Annotated in this window: 19 protein-coding genes; 8 read left to right on the top strand and 11 right to left on the bottom strand. The window is 72.3% G+C overall.

The features are described from left to right. Positions 1–113: 113 nt before the first annotated feature. Positions 114–1,259, bottom strand: coding sequence for an adenosine deaminase (locus tag IE98_RS0102310; protein WP_052390036.1), 1,146 nt, complete (start codon positions 1,257–1,259; stop codon positions 114–116). Positions 1,260–1,373: 114 nt separating this feature from the next. Here IE98_RS0102310 and IE98_RS0102315 point away from each other — a divergent pair, with 114 nt between their 5' ends. Further along, a complete protein-coding gene (locus tag IE98_RS0102315; RefSeq protein WP_030263172.1) occupies positions 1,374–1,685 on the top strand; it encodes an ArsR/SmtB family transcription factor in 312 nt (103 codons plus the stop codon). Continuing rightward, entirely contained in the window at positions 1,682–2,083 is a 402-nt protein-coding gene (locus IE98_RS0102320; protein ID WP_030263174.1) for an SRPBCC family protein, read from the top strand. The genes IE98_RS0102315 and IE98_RS0102320 overlap by 4 nt, the downstream gene beginning before the upstream one ends. A 226-nt stretch (positions 2,084–2,309) precedes the next feature. On the opposite strand, the gene IE98_RS0102325 is transcribed toward IE98_RS0102320, so the two are convergent. After that, positions 2,310–3,266 (bottom strand): LysR family transcriptional regulator, encoded by a 957-nt coding sequence (locus IE98_RS0102325; RefSeq protein WP_030263177.1) that lies wholly within the window; start codon positions 3,264–3,266, stop codon positions 2,310–2,312. Positions 3,267–3,329: 63 nt separating this feature from the next. On the opposite strand from IE98_RS0102325, the gene IE98_RS0102330 reads away from it, so the two are divergent. Both IE98_RS0102330 and IE98_RS0102335 read left to right on the top strand, forming a co-directional pair. Beyond that, complete coding sequence (locus IE98_RS0102330) at positions 3,330–4,661, top strand: MFS transporter (RefSeq protein ID WP_030263180.1); 1,332 nt, start codon at positions 3,330–3,332, stop codon at positions 4,659–4,661. A gap of 28 nt (positions 4,662–4,689) precedes the next feature. Next, positions 4,690–5,244, top strand: a complete 555-nt coding sequence (locus IE98_RS0102335) for a Uma2 family endonuclease (RefSeq protein WP_030263183.1) — start codon at positions 4,690–4,692, stop codon at positions 5,242–5,244. Between the two features lie 53 nt (positions 5,245–5,297). Here IE98_RS0102335 and IE98_RS0102340 read toward each other — a convergent pair whose 3' ends face one another. From IE98_RS0102340 to IE98_RS0102375, 8 genes are all read right to left on the bottom strand, one after another. Next, on the bottom strand, positions 5,298–6,575 hold the full coding sequence (locus tag IE98_RS0102340) for a thymidine phosphorylase (RefSeq protein WP_030263185.1): 1,278 nt from the start codon (positions 6,573–6,575) through the stop codon (positions 5,298–5,300). A 111-nt stretch (positions 6,576–6,686) separates the two neighbouring features. Next, entirely contained in the window at positions 6,687–7,082 is a 396-nt protein-coding gene (locus tag IE98_RS0102345; protein WP_030263188.1) for a cytidine deaminase, read from the bottom strand. Then, complete coding sequence (locus IE98_RS0102350) at positions 7,079–8,344, bottom strand: ABC transporter permease (protein ID WP_030263191.1); 1,266 nt, start codon at positions 8,342–8,344, stop codon at positions 7,079–7,081. The genes IE98_RS0102345 and IE98_RS0102350 overlap by 4 nt, the downstream gene beginning before the upstream one ends. Next, entirely contained in the window at positions 8,341–9,495 is a 1,155-nt protein-coding gene (locus IE98_RS0102355) for an ABC transporter permease (protein WP_052390037.1), read from the bottom strand. The genes IE98_RS0102350 and IE98_RS0102355 overlap by 4 nt, the downstream gene beginning before the upstream one ends. Positions 9,496–9,498: 3 nt before the next feature. Continuing rightward, positions 9,499–11,013, bottom strand: a complete 1,515-nt coding sequence (locus tag IE98_RS0102360; RefSeq protein WP_234443390.1) for an ABC transporter ATP-binding protein — start codon at positions 11,011–11,013, stop codon at positions 9,499–9,501. 335 nt (positions 11,014–11,348) lie between these two features. Beyond that, positions 11,349–12,413 carry a BMP family lipoprotein gene (locus tag IE98_RS0102365; protein WP_030263199.1) on the bottom strand — a complete coding sequence of 355 codons (1,065 nt, stop codon included), beginning with the start codon at positions 12,411–12,413 and terminating at the stop codon, positions 11,349–11,351. Positions 12,414–12,679: 266 nt separating this feature from the next. Continuing rightward, positions 12,680–13,870: an amidohydrolase gene (locus tag IE98_RS0102370; RefSeq protein WP_030263202.1), complete on the bottom strand. Its 1,191-nt coding sequence runs from the start codon at positions 13,868–13,870 to the stop codon at positions 12,680–12,682. Between the two features lie 289 nt (positions 13,871–14,159). After that, positions 14,160–15,740: an acyl-CoA mutase large subunit family protein gene (locus IE98_RS0102375; protein WP_030263205.1), complete on the bottom strand. Its 1,581-nt coding sequence runs from the start codon at positions 15,738–15,740 to the stop codon at positions 14,160–14,162. A 188-nt stretch (positions 15,741–15,928) separates the two neighbouring features. Here IE98_RS0102375 and IE98_RS0102380 point away from each other — a divergent pair, with 188 nt between their 5' ends. Next, positions 15,929–16,672: an SDR family oxidoreductase gene (locus IE98_RS0102380; protein ID WP_030263208.1), complete on the top strand. Its 744-nt coding sequence runs from the start codon at positions 15,929–15,931 to the stop codon at positions 16,670–16,672. A gap of 287 nt (positions 16,673–16,959) precedes the next feature. Beyond that, on the top strand, positions 16,960–17,508 hold the full coding sequence (locus IE98_RS0102385) for a 2-oxo-4-hydroxy-4-carboxy-5-ureidoimidazoline decarboxylase (RefSeq protein WP_420706157.1): 549 nt from the start codon (positions 16,960–16,962) through the stop codon (positions 17,506–17,508). Positions 17,509–17,559: 51 nt separating this feature from the next. Here IE98_RS0102385 and IE98_RS0102390 read toward each other — a convergent pair whose 3' ends face one another. After that, complete coding sequence (locus tag IE98_RS0102390) at positions 17,560–18,303, bottom strand: hypothetical protein (protein WP_030263212.1); 744 nt, start codon at positions 18,301–18,303, stop codon at positions 17,560–17,562. Positions 18,304–18,555: 252 nt separating this feature from the next. On the opposite strand from IE98_RS0102390, the gene sdhC reads away from it, so the two are divergent. Further along, entirely contained in the window at positions 18,556–18,936 is a 381-nt protein-coding gene (gene sdhC, locus IE98_RS0102395) for a succinate dehydrogenase, cytochrome b556 subunit (protein ID WP_043173290.1), read from the top strand. Between the two features lie 6 nt (positions 18,937–18,942). Further along, positions 18,943–19,434, top strand: coding sequence for a succinate dehydrogenase hydrophobic membrane anchor subunit (locus IE98_RS0102400; RefSeq protein ID WP_030263217.1), 492 nt, complete (start codon positions 18,943–18,945; stop codon positions 19,432–19,434). Positions 19,435–19,454 lie beyond the last annotated feature (20 nt).

Below are 19,454 nucleotides of genomic sequence, written 5' to 3' on the forward strand. Positions count from 1 at the left end.
GCGGATCAACGGAGCGTCACTCACAGGACTGATTAGTCAGACAACCGGTCGGGGCGGGGCCCCGGCGACGGCCCCGCCCCGACCGGAGTTCCGGACGCGTCCGGCCTGCCGGCTCAGGCGCCGGCGAACAGCCACTCCGCCTTGAGCTCGGCGTAGCCCGGCTTGATCACGTCGTTGATCATGGCGAGCCGCTCGTCGAAGGGCAGGAACGCCGACTTCATGGCGTTGACGCTGAACCACTCCATGTCGCCCAGGGTGTAGCCGAAGGCCTCGACCAGGTGCTCGAACTCGCGGCTCATGCTGGTGCCGCTCATCAGGCGGTTGTCGGTGTTGACGGTGACGCGGAACTTCAGCCGGCTCAGCAGGCCGATCGGGTGCTCGGCATAGGAGGCGGCGGCACCGGTCTGCAGGTTGGAGGTGGGGCACATCTCCAGCGGGACGCGCTTGTCGCGCACGTACGCGGCGAGCCGGCCGAGCTGCACCGAGCCGTCCTCGCCGACGGTGATGTCGTCGACGATGCGGACGCCGTGGCCGAGCCGGTCGGCGCCGCAGCACTGCAGGGCCTCCCAGATCGACGGCAGGCCGAAGGCCTCGCCCGCGTGGATGGTGAAGTGGTTGTTCTCGCCCTTGAGGTAGTCGAAGGCGGCCTGGTGCCGGGTGGGCGGGTGGCCCGCCTCGGCGCCGGCGATGTCGAAGCCGACCACGCCCTGGTCGCGGTGGCGGTTGGCCAGCTCGGCGATCTCGGTGGAGCGCGCGGCGTGGCGCATCGCGGTCAGCAGGGTGCCGACCCGGATGCGGCGGCCGGCAGCGCGGGCGTTCGCCTCGCCGAGCCGGAAGCCCTCGTTGACGGCCTCGACGACCTGGTCGAGGGTGAGCCCGGCCTCCAGGTGCTGCTCGGGGGCGTACCGGACCTCGGCGTAGACGACGCCGTCGGCGGCGAGGTCCTCGGCGCAGTCGGCGGCGACCTTGATCAGCGCCTCGCGGGTCTGCATCACCGCGCAGGTGTGGGCGAAGGTCTCCAGGTAGCGGACCAGCGAGCCGGAGTCTGCGGCCTCGCGGAACCACTCGCCGAGCTTGACCGGGTCGGTGGTGGGGAGACCCTCGTACCCGCACGCGGCGGCGAGCTCGACGACCGTCTCGGGGCGCAGGCCGCCGTCCAGGTGGTCGTGCAGGAGCACCTTGGGAGCACGGGCGATCTGATCGGCGGCGGGAATGCGGGGGCCAGTGGTGCCCGCGGTGGCAGGGATCTGCTTCTCCATTGCGGGAGTGTAGCTCCTACGCGCGTAGATTCCTACTCGGATCGCCGCGCGTGTCGCCATGTCGGAATTTTCCGACGCTTGACGTGTCGGAAAATCCCGACGTATGGTCCGGGCATGGCAACGGACGTCTTCGGAGCGCTCGCCAACCCGGTGCGGCGCGCCCTGCTCGCAGCCCTGCTGGAGGGCCCGCGCCCGGTCAACGACCTGGCGGGCCTCTTCGACCTCAGCCGGCCGGCCGTCTCCGAGCACCTGCAGCTGCTGCGGCAGGCCGGTCTCGTCCGCGAGGAACCCCGCGGCCGGCAGCGCTGGTACCACCTCGACGCGGCCCCGCTCGCCGAGGTCGGGGACTGGCTGCATCCGTTCGAACACTACTGGCGCGACCGTCTGCGCGCCCTCAGCGACCTGCTCGACGAGGAGAGACCGTGACCGACTCCGACACGATCCACTGCGACCGCTACCTGCCGCATCCGCCGGCCGCGGTCTGGCGCGCCCTCACCGACCCCGAGCTGCACGCCCGCTGGTGGGCGGCCGGCGACGTCCGGCCGGTGGTCGGGCACCGCTTCGGCCTGGACATGGGCCCGTGGGGCAGCCAGCCCTGCGAGGTCACCGCCGTCGAGGAGGAGCGGCTGCTGCGCTACACCTTCGCCGAGGGCAGCCTCGACACCACCGTCACCTGGCGGCTCGTCCCCGAGGGCCACGGCACCCGGCTCTTCCTCGAACACGCCGGCTTCGATCTGGACTCCCCGATGGGCCGCACCGCCCTCGACGGCATGGGCAAGGGCTGGCCCGGCGTCCTCGCCCGCCTCGACACGGTCCTGACCTGACGGACGCCCGACAGCACCCCTGCAGGAGTCGTCTTCACAGGGCACTCGGGAGGTCGGTTCAGGGGCGCGGGGAACTGCGCAGCCCGGGACTGGTGTTCCTGACCGATCCGGCTCACCCCTGATCCGATGGGGGCCGCATCCGAATCGCGCAGTTCACGCCCGGCCTTCGGCCGGGAGGTGCCCCCACGCGCCCCCATGTGTCGCCCTTCGCCCTTGAGGACACGTCCTAGTGCCGCCCCAGCAGCGCGCCCTTGCGGGACAGCACGAAGTCTCGGAAGGCGGCGGCCGGCGGAGTGAGCGGCCGCCCCGACACCCAGGCCAGGCCGATCGCCCGGCGGGTCCGCGGTGCCGTCACCTCCAGCTCCACCACGCCCGGCCGCGGCACCAGCGCCGGCGGCAGCAGGGCCACGCCCAGCCCGGCCGCGACCAGCCCGCGCAGCGTCTCGGCCTCCTCGCCCTCGAAGGCGATCCGCGGCGCGAAGCCGGCCTCCGCGCAGAAGCCGTCGGTGATCAGCCGCAGCCCGTACCCCTCCTCGACGGCGACGAACGGCTCCTCGGCGACCTCCGCCAGCCGGATCCGGCGCCGCCCGGCGAGCCGGTGGTCGGCCGGGACGGCCAGCGGCAGCCGCTGTTCGTCCAGGTGGCGGGCGGTGAGGTCGGGTGCGTCCGGCAGCGGCGAGACCAGGCACAGGTCGAGCTCGCCGGCCCGCAGCCGTTCCAGCATCGCCGCCACGTAGTCCTGCACCAGCTGGAAGCGGACCCGCGGGTGGGTGGAGCGGAAGTCCCGCAGCAGTGCGGGCACCGCCTCCGTCCCCATGGTGTGGAGGAAGCCGAAGGCCACCCGGCCCGCCGCCGGGTCGGCCTCCGCCCGGGCCGCCTCGGCGCCGCGTTCCAGTTCGGCGAGCGCCCGCTCCACCGAGGCGAGCAGCAGTCGGCCGGCGCGGGTCAGCCGTACCGTCCGGCCCTGACGGGCCAGCAGGTCCACACCGAGTTCGGCCTCCAGGCGGGCCACTGACCGGGAGAGCGTCGGCTGCGGCATCCCGAGCAGTTGGGCGGCCTGGGTGACGTGCTCCAAGCGCGCGACCGCGGCGAACTGCGCCAGCTGCGGTGTGAGGCGGACCACGGCCGACTCCGGATCCAGCTCGGCCGGGCGCAGCGGCGGTGAGCTGCTGTCATGCGTCATGGCATGGATTCTGCACGATTCATGTATTGGACGCATCAGCCGGGCGGGGCCTACGTTCGAGCCATGTCGCCCGCCAGTACCGGGGCATCCTCAGCCACGCTGCCGGGTGCCCCCACGCCGTCGTCCCCGTCCGCCGCCGATGCCGCGCCCGCAGCAGCCCCTGAGGCCGCCGCGACCGCCGCCGACCGCCGTCTCCGGCCGGGGGACCGCGCCTTCCGGCGCGCCAACCTGGCCCTGTTCGCCGCGGGTGTGGCCACCTTCGTCCTGCTGTACTCCACGCAGGGCCTGCTGCCGGTCCTCTCCGCCGACCTCGACCTGACCCCGGGTCAGGCCAGCTGGACGGCGTCCGCGGCGACCCTGGGCCTCGCCCTCGCGCTGCTGCCCGCCAGTGCGCTGTCCGACCGGTTCGGGCGCACCGCGGTGATGTCGGTCTCGATCGCCTCCGCCGCCGTGCTGGCCCTGGCGCTGCCGTTCGCCCCGGACCTCACCACGCTGGTGGTGCTGCGGGTCCTCCAGGGCGCGGCGCTCGCCGGGCTGCCCGCCACGGCGATGGCCTACCTCGCGGAGGAGGTCCACCCGACCGCGCTGGCCTCGGCGATGGGGCTGTACGTGGCCGGCAACTCGATCGGCGGGATGAGCGGGCGGCTGGTCTCCGGCTGGGCCGCGGCCGCCTGGGGCTGGCGCTGGGGCCTCGCCGTCTCGGCCCTGCTGGCGCTGCTGTCGGTGCTCGCCTTCCGTGCGCTGATCCCGGCGGCCCGCCACTTCACCCCGGCCCGGGTGGACGCCCACGCGCTCGCCCGTACCGTCGGCGGGCACCTGCGCAACCCGCTGCTACTGCGGCTGTACGCCCTGGGGCTGCTCTTCATGGCGGTGTTCGGCGCCGTCTACAACACCGTCGGGTACCGGCTGGTCGCCGCGCCGTTCGACCTGCCGCAGTCGGTGGCCGCCTCGATCTTCGTGGTCTACCTGGTCGGCACGGTCTCCTCGGCCTCCGCCGGGAAGCTGGTCGGCCGGCTGGGCCGCCGCGGCACCCTCTACACGGCGATCGGCCTCACCACCGCAGGCCTGCTGCTGTCGCTCTCCGGCTCGCTGGTGGCCGCCCTGGCCGGGCTCGTGCTGATCACCGCCGGGTTCTTCGCCGGCCACGCCACCGCCTCCTCGGCGGTCGGCCGCACCGCCACCGAGGGCCGCGCCCAGGCCTCGGCGCTCTACCTGATCGCCTACTACCTCGGGAACAGCCTCGGCGGCACGATCGGCGCCGACGCCTACCACGCCACCGGCTGGTCCGGCGCCGCGGCCGTGGGCCTGTGCGCGATGACCCTGGCGGCCGGCATCACCCTCTACGCCACCCGCCGCGCGGTCGTCGAACGCCGCACCCTCACCGGCGCCCGCTGACGAGGAGGAGCGAAGCTAAACTCCGGGCATGAGCATCGATCCGGCTGTGTACGCCCGGCTGCGCGAGATCGCGGATCAGCTGCCGAAGGTCCCGGGGATAGGGAAGGTCGAGATCGCGAACGGCGAGATCGTCATGATGATGTCACCGGTCCGACGGCACGAACTCGCCGTGCTGAGGATCGCCCGCCAGCTCAACGCCCAACTCCCCTCGACACATCCGGGTTATGTCGCCCACCCCGGTGCCGACTTGGAGGATGCCGGGCTCGGTCGGCTGCGCTGCCCGGATCTCATGGTGTTCGCCGAGGAAGCACTGGAACGGGAACAGCCGTCGCTCCTCCCCCACGAGGTGCTGCTCGTGGTCGAGATCGTCTCCAAGTCCAACCCGGAGAACGACTACGAGGCCAAGGTCCGCGACTACGCGGCCATGGGCATCCCGCTCTACCTGCTGGTCGACCCCCGCAAGGGCACCGGCATCGTGCACGACGAGCCCGGCTACGCCTCGCGGACGCACTTCGCGTTCGGGGACACCGTCCCCGTCGGCCCCTGGCGGGTCGACACCTCGGGGCTGCTGACGTACGCCTGACGGGCAGGCGGGCGCCGGCAGCCCCGGGGACGTGGCGCAGGCGATGCGGTGCGTCAGGCGATGCGGTCGAGGACGATCGGGTTCGGGGTGAACGCGGTGCCCTCGGGGGCGACCGTGACGCCGTCCTTGAGGGCCTCGATCGCGTAGTCGAAGCGCTCGGGGGTGTCGGTGTGCAGGGTCAGCAGCGGCTGGCCGGCCACCACGGTGTCGCCCGGCTTGGCGTGCATCTCGACGCCGGCGCCGGCCTGCACCGGGTCCTCCTTGCGGGCGCGGCCGGCGCCCAGGCGCCAGGCGCAGACGCCGACGGCGTAGGCGTCGAGGGCGGTGAGCACGCCGGAGGCCGGGGCCGTGATCACGTGCTGCTCGCGGGCGACCGGCAGCGGGGCGTCGACGTCGCCGCCCTGAGCGGCGATCATGCGGCGCCAGTGGTCCATCGCGGAGCCGTCCCGCAGCGCGTCGGCCGGGTCCTTGCCGTGCACGCCGGCCGCGTCGAGCATCTCGCGGGCGAGCGCCAGGGTGAGCTCGACGACGTCGGCGGGGCCGCCGCCGGCCAGCACCTCGACCGACTCGCGGACCTCCAGCGCGTTGCCGGCGGTGAGGCCGAGCGGGGTGGACATGTCGGTGAGCAGGGCGACGGTGTTGACGCCGGCCGCCTTGCCGAGGCCGACCATGGTGCGGGCGAGCTCCTGGGCGTCGGCGAGGTTCTTCATGAAGGCGCCGGAGCCGACCTTGACGTCGAGGACGAGCGCCCCGGTGCCCTCGGCGATCTTCTTCGACATGATCGAGGAGGCGATCAGCGGGATCGCCTCGACGGTGCCGGTGACGTCGCGCAGCGCGTAGAGCTTCTTGTCGGCGGGGGCGAGGCCGTCGCCGGCGGCGCAGATGACGGCGCCGGTGTCGTTCAGCACCTGGAGCATCTCCTCGTTGGAGAGCAGGGCGCGCCAGCCGGGGATCGACTCCAGCTTGTCGAGGGTGCCGCCGGTGTGGCCGAGGCCGCGGCCGGAGAGCTGCGGGACGGCGGCGCCGCAGGCGGCGACCAGCGGGGCGAGCGGCAGGGTGATCTTGTCGCCGACGCCGCCGGTGGAGTGCTTGTCGGAGGTCGGCACGCCGAGCGAGGAGAAGTCCATGCGGACGCCGGAGCGGATCATCGCGTCCGTCCAGCGGCTGATCTCGCGGAGGTTCATGCCGTTCAGCAGGATGGCCATGGCCAGGGCCGACATCTGCTCGTCGGCGACCTCGCCGCGGGTGTACGCGTCGATCACCCAGTCGATCTGGCCGTCGGTCAGCTCTCCGCGGTCGCGCTTGGTCCTGATGACGGAGGGGGCGTCCATGGGGTCTCCAAGAGGTGCAGGGGTGCTCAGGTGCAGGAAGTGCGAAGAGTGCCGCGGCGGGCCCCTTCCGGGGCCCTCCGCGACACTCTACGCGCGTAACAACGGGAGGTGCTAGAGCCGCTCCGGCCCGAAGGCGTCGGGCAGGACCTCGTCCATGGTCTTCACCCCGGACGGCAGGTCCACCAGCAGTTCCGGCCCGCCGTGCTCGTACAGCAGCTGCCGGCAGCGGCCGCACGGCATCAGCAGACTGCCCGCCCCGTCCACGCAGGTGAAGGCCGTCAGCCGGCCGCCGCCGCTGGAGTGCAGCGCGGAGACCAGGCCGCACTCGGCGCACAGGCCGAGTCCGTACGAGGCGTTCTCCACGTTGCAGCCGGTGACGATCCGCCCGTCGTCGACCAGGGCCGCCGCCCCGACCGGGAACTTGCTGTAGGGGGCGTACGCGTGCGCCATCGCGCCGCGCGCGGCCTCCCGCAGCACCTCCCAGTCGGGTGCCGGTGCGGTCGTCACTTGCCTTCGCCCTTGCGGTAGATCTGGCCGTCGGCCTTCGGCGGACGCAGGCGCTGCGAGGCCAGCGCGAGCACGACCAGCGTGATCACGTACGGGGTGGCCACGATCAGCGGACGCTCCACCGAGTCGGTCAGCGCGAACCAGAGGCCGAGGCCGCCGGCGACCACCAGGCTGATCACCGCGGTGGTGTACTTGCGACGGTAGCCGTGCCACATCGCGAGCAGGCCCATGGCGAGCGCGATCACCAGCAGCAGCACGTGGACGTTGTCCGCGTCGCGCAGCTGGAGGCTGTCGGTGAAGCCGAACAGACCCGAGCCGATGGCGAGTCCGCCCGGCATCCAGTTGCCGAAGATCATCGCGGCGAGGCCGATGAAGCCGCGGCCCTGAGTCTGGCCGTCCTTGTAGAAGTGCGCCGCGACCAGCGAGAGGTACGCACCGGCGAGGCCGGCGAAAGCGCCCGAGGAGATGACCGCGATGTACTTGTACTTGTAGACGTTGACGCCCAGCGACTCGGCGGCGGTCGGGTTCTCGCCGCAGGAGCGCAGGCGCAGGCCGAAGACGGTCCGCCAGAGCAGGAAGTAGCTGGCGACGATCAGCACGGCGGCGATCACGATGACCACCGACAGGTCGGTGACCACACCGCCGACGATGCCCGCCACGTCCGAGACCAGGAACCAGTGGTGCTTCTCGATGTCGGCCAGCCAGTCCGACAGCCCGGGGATCGTGATGTTGGGCAGCGAGTCGGCCGGCGGCGACTGGTTGGCACCCGCGCCGTTGGCCACGTAGTCCCGGTAGTAGATCCGGTTCACGTAGGCGCAGATGCCGGGGATCAGCAGGTTGATGCCGACGCCGGAGACGATGTGGTCGACGCCGAAGGTGACGGTGACCAGGGCGTGCAGCAGGCCGCCGAGGGCGCCGCCGGCCATGCCGGCGAGCAGGCCGACCCAGGGGTTGACCAGGAAGCCGACCCAGGCGCCGCAGAAGGTGCCGGCGACCATCATGCCTTCGAGGCCGATGTTGACCACGCCGGCCCGCTCCGACCACAGACCGCCGAGACCGGCCATCGCGATCGGGACGGCGGCGCCGAGGGCGGCGTTGATCTGGCCGGAGGCGGTCAGGCCGTGGTTGCCGGTGGCCGCGCCGACGGCGGAGACCAGGACGAGCGCGGCCGCGATCAGCAGCAGCACGACCGGCCAGGTGATCTTCGGCTTCTTCGTCGGGGCTCCCGGCGACTTCGGCCGGGCGGTGGTGGCGGTGCTCACGCGGCAACCTCCTTGTTGGCGGCGGCCGCGGCCTGGGCGGCGAGCTCGGCGCCGACCTTCTGCTGCTGGCGCTTGAGGCCGAAGCGGCGCACCAGCTCGTAGGCGACGACGACGCAGATCACGATGGTGCCCTGCATGACGAGGACGATCTCCTGCGGGTAGTCACCGTGCAGCGGGAGCTGCGTGCCGGAGACGTCGAGGAAGGCGAACAGCAGGGCCGAGAAGGCGATGCCGATCGGGCTGTTGCGGCCGAGCAGGGCCACCGAGATGCCGATGAAGCCGAGGTTCAGCTGGATGCTCTGACCGAAGTAGAACGAGCTCTGCAGCAGCTCCGGGATGCCGATCAGACCGGCGATGGCACCGGAGACCGCCATGCTGGTCAGCACCATGCGCCTGACGTTGACGCCGGACGCCTTGGCGGCGGTCTCCGAGCGGCCGGTGGCGCGCAGGTCGAAGCCGAACCGGGTGCGGGTCAGGGTGAACTGGAACAGCACGCCGATCAGCACGGCGACGAAGATGAAGCCCCAGAGCGTGCCGCCGGCGGTCTCGATCGAGAAGAAGTGGCTCGACTCGGAGACCGGGGCGGTCTGGATCGCGTTGGCGTTGGCGCTCTTCGCCGGGGCGAAGCGGCCCGGGATGAGCAGCAGGCCGACGACCGCGGTGGCGATCGCGTTCAGCATGATGGTCGAGATGACCTCGCTGACGCCGCGGTAGACCTTGAGCACACCGGCGATGCTGGCCCACAGACCACCGACGAGCATCGCGGTGACGAGCAGCAGTGGGATCTGGATGAACGACGGCAGGTCGACCTGGCTGCCGACGTAGGCGGCGAACAGCACGCCGAGGCGGTACTGGCCCTCGACGCCGATGTTGAACAGGTTCATCCGGAAGCCGAACGCCGCGGCGCAACCGGCGATGTAGTACACGGTGGCCCGGTTGAGGGTCAGCACCTGGCCGTCGGAGGCGGTGCCGTACCGGATCATCACGTCGAAGGCGTCGAACGGGTCCTTGCCGGAGACGGCCAGCAGCACGGAGCAGATCGCCAGCGAGAGCAGGACGGCCAGCACCGGCGCGGCCAGGGCGAGCAGGATCTTCTCGCCGTCGAACCGCGAGGTGAAGGAGCGCTTCGCGGGCGGGTTGGGACTGGTCATGGATTACTCCCCCGCCTGCGTGTCGTCGGCGGAACTGTCGGACGCGGCCTCGGTGCCCTCGGCGGCGGTCGCCTTCTCCTCGGCGACGGCGTCGGTCTCGGACTCGATGTGGCCGCGGGCGGCACCGGTCATCGCGGTGCCGAGGTCCTCGGCGGTGACGGTGGCCGGGTCGGCGTCGGCGACCAGGCGGCCTCGGTAGATCACCCGGATCGTGTCGGAGAGACCGATCAGCTCGTCGAGGTCGGCGGAGATCAGCAGCACGGCAAGGCCCTCGCGCTGTGCCTTCCGGATCTGGTCCCAGATCTGGGCCTGCGCGCCGACGTCGACGCCGCGGGTCGGGTGGGCCGCGACCAGCAGCTTCGGGTCGTGGCTCATCTCGCGGCCGATGATCAGCTTCTGCTGGTTGCCGCCGGAGAGGGAGGCCGCGGTGACCTCGATGCCGGGGGTGCGGACGTCGTACTCCTCGACGATCCGCTGGGTGTCCTTGCGGGCGCCGGCCGGGTCCAGCAGGACGCCCTTGGAGTTGGGCGTCTCGGTGACGTGGCCGAGGATGCGGTTCTCCCAGAGCGGGGCTTCCAGCAGCAGGCCGTGGCGGTGGCGGTCCTCGGGGATGTAGCCGATGCCGGCCTCGCGGCGGGCGCGGGTGAGCGCGGAGGTGACGTCCTTGCCGTTCAGGCTCACGGTGCCCGCGTCCAGCGGGATCATGCCCATGATCGCCTCGACGAGCTCGGCCTGGCCGTTGCCCTCGACGCCGGCGATGCCCAGCACCTCGCCGCGGCGGATGCGCAGCGAGACGTCGTCGAGGACGACGCGCTCGATGCCCTCGGCGTCGGTCTTGGCGATCCGCAGGCCCTCGACGGCGAGCATCTCGTCCGCGGTGACGGTCGACTCGCGGCTCTCCGGCGAGGGGAGCTCGGCGCCGACCATCAGCTCGGCGAGCTGGCGGGCGGTGACGGTCTTCGGGTCGGCGTCGCCCACGGTGGTGCCGCGGCGGATGACGCTGATCGCGTCGGCGACGGCGAGCACCTCGTGCAGCTTGTGGGAGATGAAGATGACGGTGACGCCCTCCGCCTTGAGCTCGCGGAGGTTGTCGAAGAGCGCGTCCACCTCCTGCGGGACGAGGACGGCGGTCGGCTCGTCGAGGATCAGGATGTTCGCGCCGCGGTAGAGGACCTTGAGGATCTCCACGCGCTGGCGGTCGGCGACGCCCAGGTCCTCGACCAGGGCGTCCGGGCGCACGCCCAGGCCGTACTGGTCGGAGATCTCCTGGATCTTCGCCTTGGCCTTGCCGCCGATGCCGTGGAGCTTCTCGCCGCCGAGGACGATGTTCTCCCAGACGGTCAGGTTGTCCGCGAGCATGAAGTGCTGGTGCACCATGCCGATGCCGAGGTCGATGGCGTCGGCCGGGGTGCCGAGCTGGACCTGCTTGCCGTTGATGGCGATGGTGCCCTCGTCCGGCCGCTGCATGCCGTAGAGGATCTTCATCAGGGTGGACTTGCCGGCGCCGTTCTCGCCCATGAGGGCGTGCACGGTGCCGCGTCGCACGGTGATGTCGATGTCGTGGTTGGCCACGACGCCGGGGAAGCGCTTGGTGATGCCGCGCAGTTCGACGGCCGGTGTCGCCGTCCCCGCGCTGGGGGTGCCGCCCTGGTCGAGGGCGGGATCGGAAGCGGTGATGGCGATCTCCTGAAGTCGTCGTGCGCACCGTTGCGCCGGAGTGCCTGGTGTTCTGTCTGTGGGTGGAACGGGCGGGGCCCGGCGGGACGCGTCCTGCGCGCCCCGCCGGGCCCTCCGGTGATGTTCGTCGGCCCCGGTGCCGCCGCCGGCAGGTGGCGGTGGTCAGGAGCGTCGGATCAGTTCTCCGGGGTGGTGGGGATCTTGGTGGCGCCGGAGGTGATCGCCTGGGTGGCGGCGTCGATCTTCGGTTGGATGTCCTTCAGGAAGCCGCCGGTCTGGGCCAGCGAGACACCCTCGGCCTTCAGGTCGAAGTTCTTGACGCCGGTCAGCGGGTTGCCGTCCTTGTACGCCTTGATGTAGTCGAAGACGGCCACGTTCACGTTCTTGACCATGGAGGTCAGGATGTTGGCCTTGTACTTCGACAGCGCGGGCTGGCTGGCCTGGTCGGAGTCGACGCCGATGGCCCACTTGCCCTTGGACGCGACGGCCTCGATCGAGCCGTTGCCGGAGGAGCCGGCGGCGGAGTAGATGACGTCCGCGCCCTTGTCCAGCTGGCCCTGCGCGGCCTCCTTGCCCTTGCCCGGGTCGTTGAAGCCGCTGAAGTCCGGCGGGGTGGTGAGGTAGGTGGTCTCGATCACGATGTTCGGGTCGACGGACTTGGCGCCCGCCTTGTAACCGGCCTCGAACTTCTTGATCAGCTCGGACTGCACGCCACCGATGAAGCCGATGTGCTTGGCCTTGCTCTTGGAGGCGGCGGCGACGCCGGCAAGGTACGAGCCCTCCTGCTCCGAGAAGGTCAGCGAGGTGACGTTGCTCGGCTGGGTGTCGGAGGCCGAGTCGATGATCGCGAACTTGACGTTCGGGTTCTCCTTGGCGACCTTCTCGACGGCCGACTGGTACACGAAGCCGACGGCGATGACCGGGTTGTAACCGGCGCTGACCAGCGACTTGAGGCGGGCCTCCTTGTCGGCCTCGGCCTCACCGGTCTTGGCCTCGGCCTCGGTGACCTGGACGCCGAGCTGGTCCTTGGCCTGGTCGAGACCGCGGGCGGCGGAGTCGTTGAACGACTGGTCGCCGCGGCCGCCGATGTCGTAGGCCATGCCGACCTTGACGCTGGAGGCGCCGGAGGAGGCGCCGGACGAGGTGTTGTTGTCGGTGCTCTTTGCGCCGCAAGCGGCGAGCGAGGCGATGCCCAGGGAACCCGAGAGCACTACCGCGGCGAGCTTCAGTGAACGGCGCAAGGGAGTATCTCCTTCTCACACACCCGTTTGGCGTGGTCGAGCGCCACCGTAACGCGCGTAGAACACGGTTGTGTTACGGCCTGCGGAGGCATTCGGGTTGTTATCAAAATGTGGTCATCTGTCTGGTCAAATCAGGACAGACCGCCACCTTTGTTCAACGCGATGTCACTACCGAGTGATATTCGAGCACCACAGTACGCGGATGCGTCCACGGCAGGCAGGAGCCGCGCCGGACACCAGTCCGACGCGGCCCGGGTCGTGCGCGTTCAGACCGTCCCGTGCTCCAGGGCCAGCGCGCAGAACAGCTCCACCCCGATGCCGATCGACCGCTCGTCCACGTCGAACCGGCCCTGGTGCAGGTCGCGGACGCCCTTCTCGTGCGGCGCCCGGACGCCGAGGCGGGCCAGCGCACCCGGCGCGTGCTCCAGGTACCAGGAGAAGTCCTCGCCGCCGAGGCTCTGCTCGGTGTCCTCCACCACGGGGGCGCCGCCGTCCCCGAAGCAGGCGGTCATGGCCCGCTCCAGCTGCGCGATCGACACGTGCTCGTTGACCACCGGCGGCACCCCGCGGTGGTAGTCGAGGGTCCACTTCGCCCGGTGGGTCTCGGCGATCCGGGCGATCAGCTCGTCGAGGATCTCCGGGGCCTCCCGCCAGCCCGCCAGCTCCAGGCAGCGGACGGTGCCCTCCAGCTCCGCGTGCTGCGGGATCGCGTTGGGCGCGGAGCCGGCCGCGATCCGGCCGAAGACGAGGCTCACGCCCCAGCGCGGGTCCATCCGCCGGCCGAGCGCCGCCGGCAGGTCCGCCGCCATCCGGGCCACCGCGGTGACCAGGTCGGTGGTGAGGTGCGGCCGGGCGGTGTGGCCGCCGGGGCCGTCCAGCGACAGCAGCAGCCGGTCGCAGGCCGAGGTGATCGCCCCGACCTTGAGCCCGATCCGGCCGACCTCCACCTTGGGGTCGCAGTGCACCGCGAAGATCCGGCCGACGCCGTCCATCCCGCCGGCCTTGATCACGTCCAGCGCGCCGCCGGGCATGACCTCCTCGGCGGGCTGGAAGACCAGCCGCACCGGCTGCCGCAGCCCGCCGGTGCGGGCCGCCTCGGCCAGCACCAGACCGGTGCCCAGCACCACCGCGGTGTGCACGTCGTGCCCGCAGGCGTGCGCCCGGCCCGGCAGCGTCGAGCGGTAGGGCACGTCGGTCTTGGCGTCGTCGATCGGCAGCGCGTCGATGTCCGCCCGGAACGCCAGCAGCGGGGTGCCCTCGGGCGTGCCCGGCGGGACGATGTCCACCGTCATCCCCGTGCCGCCCGGCAGCACCCGCGGCTCCAGGCCGGCCTCGACGAGCCGCTCGCGCAGGAGGCGGGTGGTGCGGAACTCCTGCCGGCCCAGCTCCGGGTGCCGGTGGAGATCGCGGCGGAAGGCGATCAGCTCGGCCTCGTGCGCCCGTACCCGGGTGCGCAGGTCCCGTCCGGCACGGACGGCGGTGGCGAGGGCGGCCCGATCGGCGGGCTGAGGATCGTTCACCTCAACAAGAGTAGGCCGGGCGGGGGGATTTGGCCCGACTTCCCGCGAAGTCGTGCCCCGTTCGGTGCATACCGGCCGCACAGATGGGTATGACATTCCGATTCAGCCGCCTTCCCGGGTGATCACCGACCTGTGCAACGACCCTGCCGCCGCGGGGACACGCCGGACGCCCGTCCGGCCTCCGGCCGCCCCGGCGGGGGCGGGGCCGGCCGGCCCCGACGGCGCGTCAGAAGCGCTCGACCGGCGTGTAGGTGCCCCATACGGCGCGCAGCGCATCGCACACCTCCCCCACCGTCGCCCGCGCGGCCAGCGCCTCCTTCATCGGGTACAGCACGTTGTCCCGGCCCTCCGCCGCCCGCCGCAGGCCGTCCAGGCCGCGGGCGACCGCCCGGCCGTCCCGCTCCGCCCGCAGCCGGGCCAGCCGCCGCGCCTGCTGCTCCTCGATCGCCGGATCCACCCGGAGCGGCTCGTAGGGCTCATCGGCGTCCAGCCGGAACCGGTTCACGCCCACCACCGTCCGGGTGCCGGCCTCCTGCTCCTGCTGGAGGCGGTAGGCCGTCCGCTCGATCTCCGCCTTCTGGTGGCCCAGCTCGATCGCGGCGACCGCGCCGCCGAGCTCCTCCACCCGGGCCATCAGCGCCAGCACCGCCTCCTCCAGGTCGTCGGTCATCCGCTCGACGGCCCAGGAGCCGGCGAAGGGGTCGACGGTGGCGGTGACGTCGGTCTCGTACGCCAGCACCTGCTGGGTGCGCAGCGCCAGCCGGGCGGCCTTCTCGGTGGGCAGCGCGATCGCCTCGTCGAAGCCGTTGGTGTGCAGCGACTGGGTGCCGCCGAGCACCGCGGCGAGCGCCTGGACGGCGACCCGGACGAGGTTGACCTCGGGCTGCTGGGCGGTGAGCTGCACGCCGGCGGTCTGGGTGTGGAAGCGCAGCATCTGCGAGCGCGGGTCCTTCGCGCCGAACTCCTCGCGCATGACCCGGGCCCAGATCCGGCGGGCCGCGCGGAACTTGGCGACCTCCTCCAGCAGGGTGGTGCGGGCGACGAAGAAGAAGGAGAGCCGCGGGGCGAAGTCGTCCACCGCCATGCCGGCCGCGACGGCCGTGCGCACGTACTCGATGCCGTCGGCGAGCGTGAAGGCGATCTCCTGCGCGGGGTCGGCGCCTGCCTCGGCCATGTGGTAGCCGGAGATCGAGATGGTGTTCCACCGGGGGATCTCGGCCCGGCAGTACCGGAACAGGTCGGAGACCAGCCGCAGCGAGGGCCGCGGCGGGAAGATGTACGTGCCGCGGGCGATGTACTCCTTGAGCACGTCGTTCTGGACGGTCCCGGTCAGCCGGGCCGCCGGCACCCCCTGGGCCTCGCCGACCAGCTGGTAGAGCAGCAGCAGCACGGCGGCCGGGGCGTTGACGGTCATCGAGGTGGAGACCCCGCCCAGCGGGATCCCGTCGAACAGCACGGCCATGTCCTCGACGCTGTCGACCGCCACGCCCACCTTGCCGACCTCGCCGGCCGCGAGCGGGGCGTCCGAGTCGTAGCCCATCTGGGTGGGCAGGTCGAAGGCGACGGACAGGCCCGTGGTGCCGTCGGCGATCAGCCGCCGGTAGCGGGCGTTGGACTCGGCCGCGGTGCCGAAGCCGGCGTACTGGCGCATCGTCCACGGCCGGCCGGTGTACATCGTCGGGTACACGCCCCGGGTGAACGGGTACTCGCCCGGCCCGGCCGCCGGGGGCCGCCCCGCCAGGCTCTCCGGGCCGTACACCGGCTCGATCGGCAGACCGGACTCGGACCTGCGGGGCTCGGGCGGCATGGCGGTCCTCCGTGGCACGCGGCCCGGGCGCGGCGGCCCGGGCGGGCGGACTCTGGCCTGGCCCCTGCAATCTAACCGGCGGCGGCCCTCCGCGGGCGGAGGCGCAGGCGGGGGCACCGCCCGGCGGCCGTCCGGGGCGGGCTGGGATGATCGGTTCCGCAGACCGGAACTTCTCCCCGGGAGGGGCAATGACCGAGCAGAAGGTGGCCGTCGTCACCGGCGCCAGCAGCGGCATCGGTGCCGCGACGGCGCGGCGGCTGGCCGCGGACGGCTTCGACGTGGTGCTGACCGCCCGGCGCACCGACCGGATCGAGGCCCTGGCGAAGGAGATCGGCGGCCGCGCCCGCACCCTGGACGTCACCGACCGGGCGGCCGTGGACGCCTTCGCGGCCGAGATCGGCCGGGTCGACGTCCTGGTCAACAACGCCGGCGGCGCGATCGGCGCGGAGAGCGTCGAGACCGGCGACCCGGCCGACTGGCGGGCGATGTACGAGGTCAACGTGATCGGCGTGCTCAACGTGACCCAGGCGCTGCTGCCGGCGCTGCGGGCCACCGGCGACGGCACGGTGCTGGTGATGTCCTCGACCGCCGCGATGGCGGCCTACGAGGGCGGCGGCGGATACGTGGCGGCCAAGCACGCGGCGCACACCATCGCCGCGACGCTCCGGCTGGAGCTGTGCGGCGAGCCGATCCGGGTGATCGAGATCGCGCCGGGCATGGTGAGGTCCGAGGGCTTCGCGGTGACCCGCTTCCGCGGCGACGAGGACCGGGCGGCCGCGGTGTACGCGGGCGTGGCCGAGCCGCTGACCTCGGAGGACGTCGCGGACACGGTCTCCTGGGCGGTGACCCGCCCGCCGCACGTCAACATCGACCTGCTGGTCGTCCGCCCGCGCGCCCAGGCGGCCAACCACAAGGTCCACCGCGAACTCTGAGCCCGCCCTCCGGAGGGGAGGGAGCTGTCGAGCAACCGTCAACGTCACAACTTGATAGCTCGTTCGGGTGAATTCTGCCCGCTCCCTCCCCAACTGATGAGCCCTCAACTACCTTGAAGGCGCGGCGCGGGCGCCGTTCTCCGCGCCCCGCAGCCTTCCGTCAGCCTTCCCTCCGCACTCTCCCTCTTCCCGGGCCCGCCGGTCTCCCCGGTACGCCGCGCTTCTCCGCAGCACCTACCTTTCGTCTCTGGAGCACCCCCCCTTCCCGCCCTCACGAGGAGGACCCGCTGGCCAGCGACATCCCGCCGCAGCGCCTCGACGCTTCGACGGATCCGTCCCTGCTCGGGCTGCACCGCTTCAACGAAGCCGATGCCGGCGCCGCCGAGGAGGCGCTGCTCGCCTGCTGCGGCAGCCACCGCTGGGCCCTGCGGCTGACCGCCCACCGGCCCTACCCCGACATAGAGTCCCTGCTCGCCGCGGCCAGCGAGGCCTCCTACGACCTGCGCCCCGCGGACCTCGCCGAGGCCCTGGCCGACGAGAGCTGGATGCCGCAGCCGCTGCTCGGCATGCGCGCTCCCGGCAGCCAGGCCGCGCACACCGCCCTCCGCGCGGCGCACGCCGCGTACGAGGCGCGGTTCGGCCACGTCTTCGTGGTCTGCCTGGAGGGCGTGGAGCCGGAGGAGATGCTCGACACGGTGCTCACCTCCATCCGCACCCGGCTCGCCAACGACCCGGACGAGGAACGCCTGGTCGCCTCCGACGAGCTGCGCCGGATAGCGCTGATGCGCCTGGCGCACCTGGTGGCCCGGCACTCCGCGGAGGCAGGCGCGCACTGATCCCCGGATCCGACCGCAGGAATCCCCGTCCCGGCCCGCCCGGGGCGGGGCTCAGTGCTGCGCGGCCCGCAGCCGCACGGCCTGCGTCCGGACGAGGCGCTCGTCGGGGTCCGGCGCCGGGTCGGCGGCCGTGCCGACCGTCAGGAAGACGGCGAGCGCCGTCCCGACCCGGGCCACCACGGCCCGCCGGCTGAGCGGGGAGCCGCCCGATTCATCCGTCAGGGTGAACGAGGTCATCGCGTCCACCCCCTCCGGAACGGCCGCATCGGCCCGCCGCAACCGGTGCAGCACGGACACCGGTTTCGCCGCGGGACCCTTGCCGGCGGCGCGGGCCGGCCCGGCCGCCGATGTGGAGCGGAACGCCGCGCAGCGCGGGAGCAGCAGGTCCAGCGCGCTGCGGACCTCCTCCGCGCGGCCCGGCCCGAAGGCGAGCAGCCCGGCGTTGACGGTCTCCCGGGGGCGCCCGGCGCGGACGGCGCTCAGGTCGGTCTCCGCGAGCGGGCCGGAGCGCCCGCCCGCCGGCGCGAACGTGTCGAGCACCGGCTGGCAGGCGGGCACGTCCGCCAGTTCGCGCACCGCCCGAGGTGCGGCGGCCGTCGGCCCCGGGGTCGCCACGGTGACCCGCCAGCCGGCGCCGAGGTCGGCGTCGGTGACGGCGGCGGCCCGCAGTCCGGCGGCGTCCAGGGTGCGCCCGGCCGGCCCCGGCGCCCGGTCCGCCGAGGCGGAGACGGTGGTGCAGCCGGCCGCCGCGAGCAGCACGGCACAGCACAGCAGGGCGGTCGGGCGGTGGGGCACGGCGGTCCTTGGGGTGGGCGCGGGCAGGCGGCGGCAGGACGTGCCGCACACCGCAGCGCGACCGCCCGGACACAGCCTGTCATGGTTCCCGGGACCGTTAGGCCGTGAGTGCCTGATTGATCACACCTGAGCCCCCCGGAGGCGTTTCCCGACAGCGCGTCGATAGGATGCTCGCGGCCGGTGGACCGTACCCGGCCGGGCTGACCGACACCGAAGCCGGCCGAGCCCCCAATCGCTTCCGGAGGGTTTTCCGTGCCGGCTGGAACGCTGTACCGCGGCCGGGAAGGCATGTGGAGCTGGGTGGCTCACCGAGTCACCGGCGTCCTCATCTTCTTCTTCCTTTTCGCGCACGTCCTCGACACCGCGCTGGTCCGTGTGTCCCCGCAGGACTACGACACCGTCATCGAGACGTACAAGAACCCCGTCGTGAACCTGATGGAGTACGGCCTCACGGCCGCCATCCTGTTCCACGCGCTGAACGGCCTGCGGGTCGTGGCGGTCGACTTCTGGTCGAAGGGCGCCAAGTACCAGAAGCAGATGCTCTGGTCCGTCGTGGGCGTCTGGGTCGTCCTGATGGCCGGCGCCTTCTACCCGATTCTGCAGCACACTCTTCGCACCTGGTTCGGGGGCTGATCCGCCATGGCCATCGAGAACTCGGACACACTGGTCGTCCCCGCCGCCCAGGCCCACACCGGCCAGGGCCTCGGCACCGGCAACCCCGCCGACGCGTTCGTCGTCGAGCCGGCCCGCGCGCGCACCAAGCGGACGCCGCGCCGCACCCGCACCAACTTCGAGATGCTGGCGTGGCTGTTCATGCGCCTCTCCGGCGTGGTGCTCGTCTTCCTGATCCTCGGCCACCTGCTGATCATGCTGGTGCTGGACGGCGGCGTCTCGAAGATCGGTTTCGCCTTCGTCGCCGGTCGCTGGGCCTCGCCGTTCTGGCAGGGCTGGGACCTTCTGATGCTCTGGCTCGCCATGCTCCACGGCGCCAACGGCATGCGGACCGTCATCAACGACTACGCCGAGAAGGACTCCACTCGGCTCTGGCTGAAGACCCTCATGGGCGCCGCCGCGGTGTTCACCGTGCTGCTCGGCACCCTGGTGATCTTCACCTTCGACCCGAACATCTAATCGGCAGAGCCAGAGGCGCT

Origin of the sequence: Streptomyces sp. NRRL B-24484, from assembly GCF_000717715.1 — a bacterium.
Taxonomy (GTDB): Bacteria; Actinomycetota; Actinomycetes; order Streptomycetales; family Streptomycetaceae; genus Kitasatospora.

Excerpts from the sequence above, each read along its gene's own strand:
- IE98_RS0102310 (WP_052390036.1), bottom strand. The coding sequence starts at position 1,259 with ATGGAGAAGCAGATCCCTGCCACCGCGGGCACCACTGGCCCCCGCATT.
- IE98_RS0102315 (WP_030263172.1), top strand. The coding sequence starts at position 1,374 with ATGGCAACGGACGTCTTCGGAGCGCTCGCCAACCCGGTGCGGCGCGCC.
- IE98_RS0102325 (WP_030263177.1), bottom strand. The coding sequence starts at position 3,266 with ATGACGCATGACAGCAGCTCACCGCCGCTGCGCCCGGCCGAGCTGGAT.
- IE98_RS0102330 (WP_030263180.1), top strand. The coding sequence starts at position 3,330 with ATGTCGCCCGCCAGTACCGGGGCATCCTCAGCCACGCTGCCGGGTGCC.
- IE98_RS0102335 (WP_030263183.1), top strand. The coding sequence starts at position 4,690 with ATGAGCATCGATCCGGCTGTGTACGCCCGGCTGCGCGAGATCGCGGAT.
- IE98_RS0102340 (WP_030263185.1), bottom strand. The coding sequence starts at position 6,575 with ATGGACGCCCCCTCCGTCATCAGGACCAAGCGCGACCGCGGAGAGCTG.
- IE98_RS0102355 (WP_052390037.1), bottom strand. The coding sequence starts at position 9,495 with ATGACCAGTCCCAACCCGCCCGCGAAGCGCTCCTTCACCTCGCGGTTC.
- IE98_RS0102360 (WP_234443390.1), bottom strand. The coding sequence starts at position 11,013 with ATGGGCGAGAACGGCGCCGGCAAGTCCACCCTGATGAAGATCCTCTAC.
- IE98_RS0102375 (WP_030263205.1), bottom strand. The coding sequence starts at position 15,740 with ATGCCGCCCGAGCCCCGCAGGTCCGAGTCCGGTCTGCCGATCGAGCCG.
- IE98_RS0102380 (WP_030263208.1), top strand. The coding sequence starts at position 15,929 with ATGACCGAGCAGAAGGTGGCCGTCGTCACCGGCGCCAGCAGCGGCATC.
- IE98_RS0102400 (WP_030263217.1), top strand. The coding sequence starts at position 18,943 with ATGGCCATCGAGAACTCGGACACACTGGTCGTCCCCGCCGCCCAGGCC.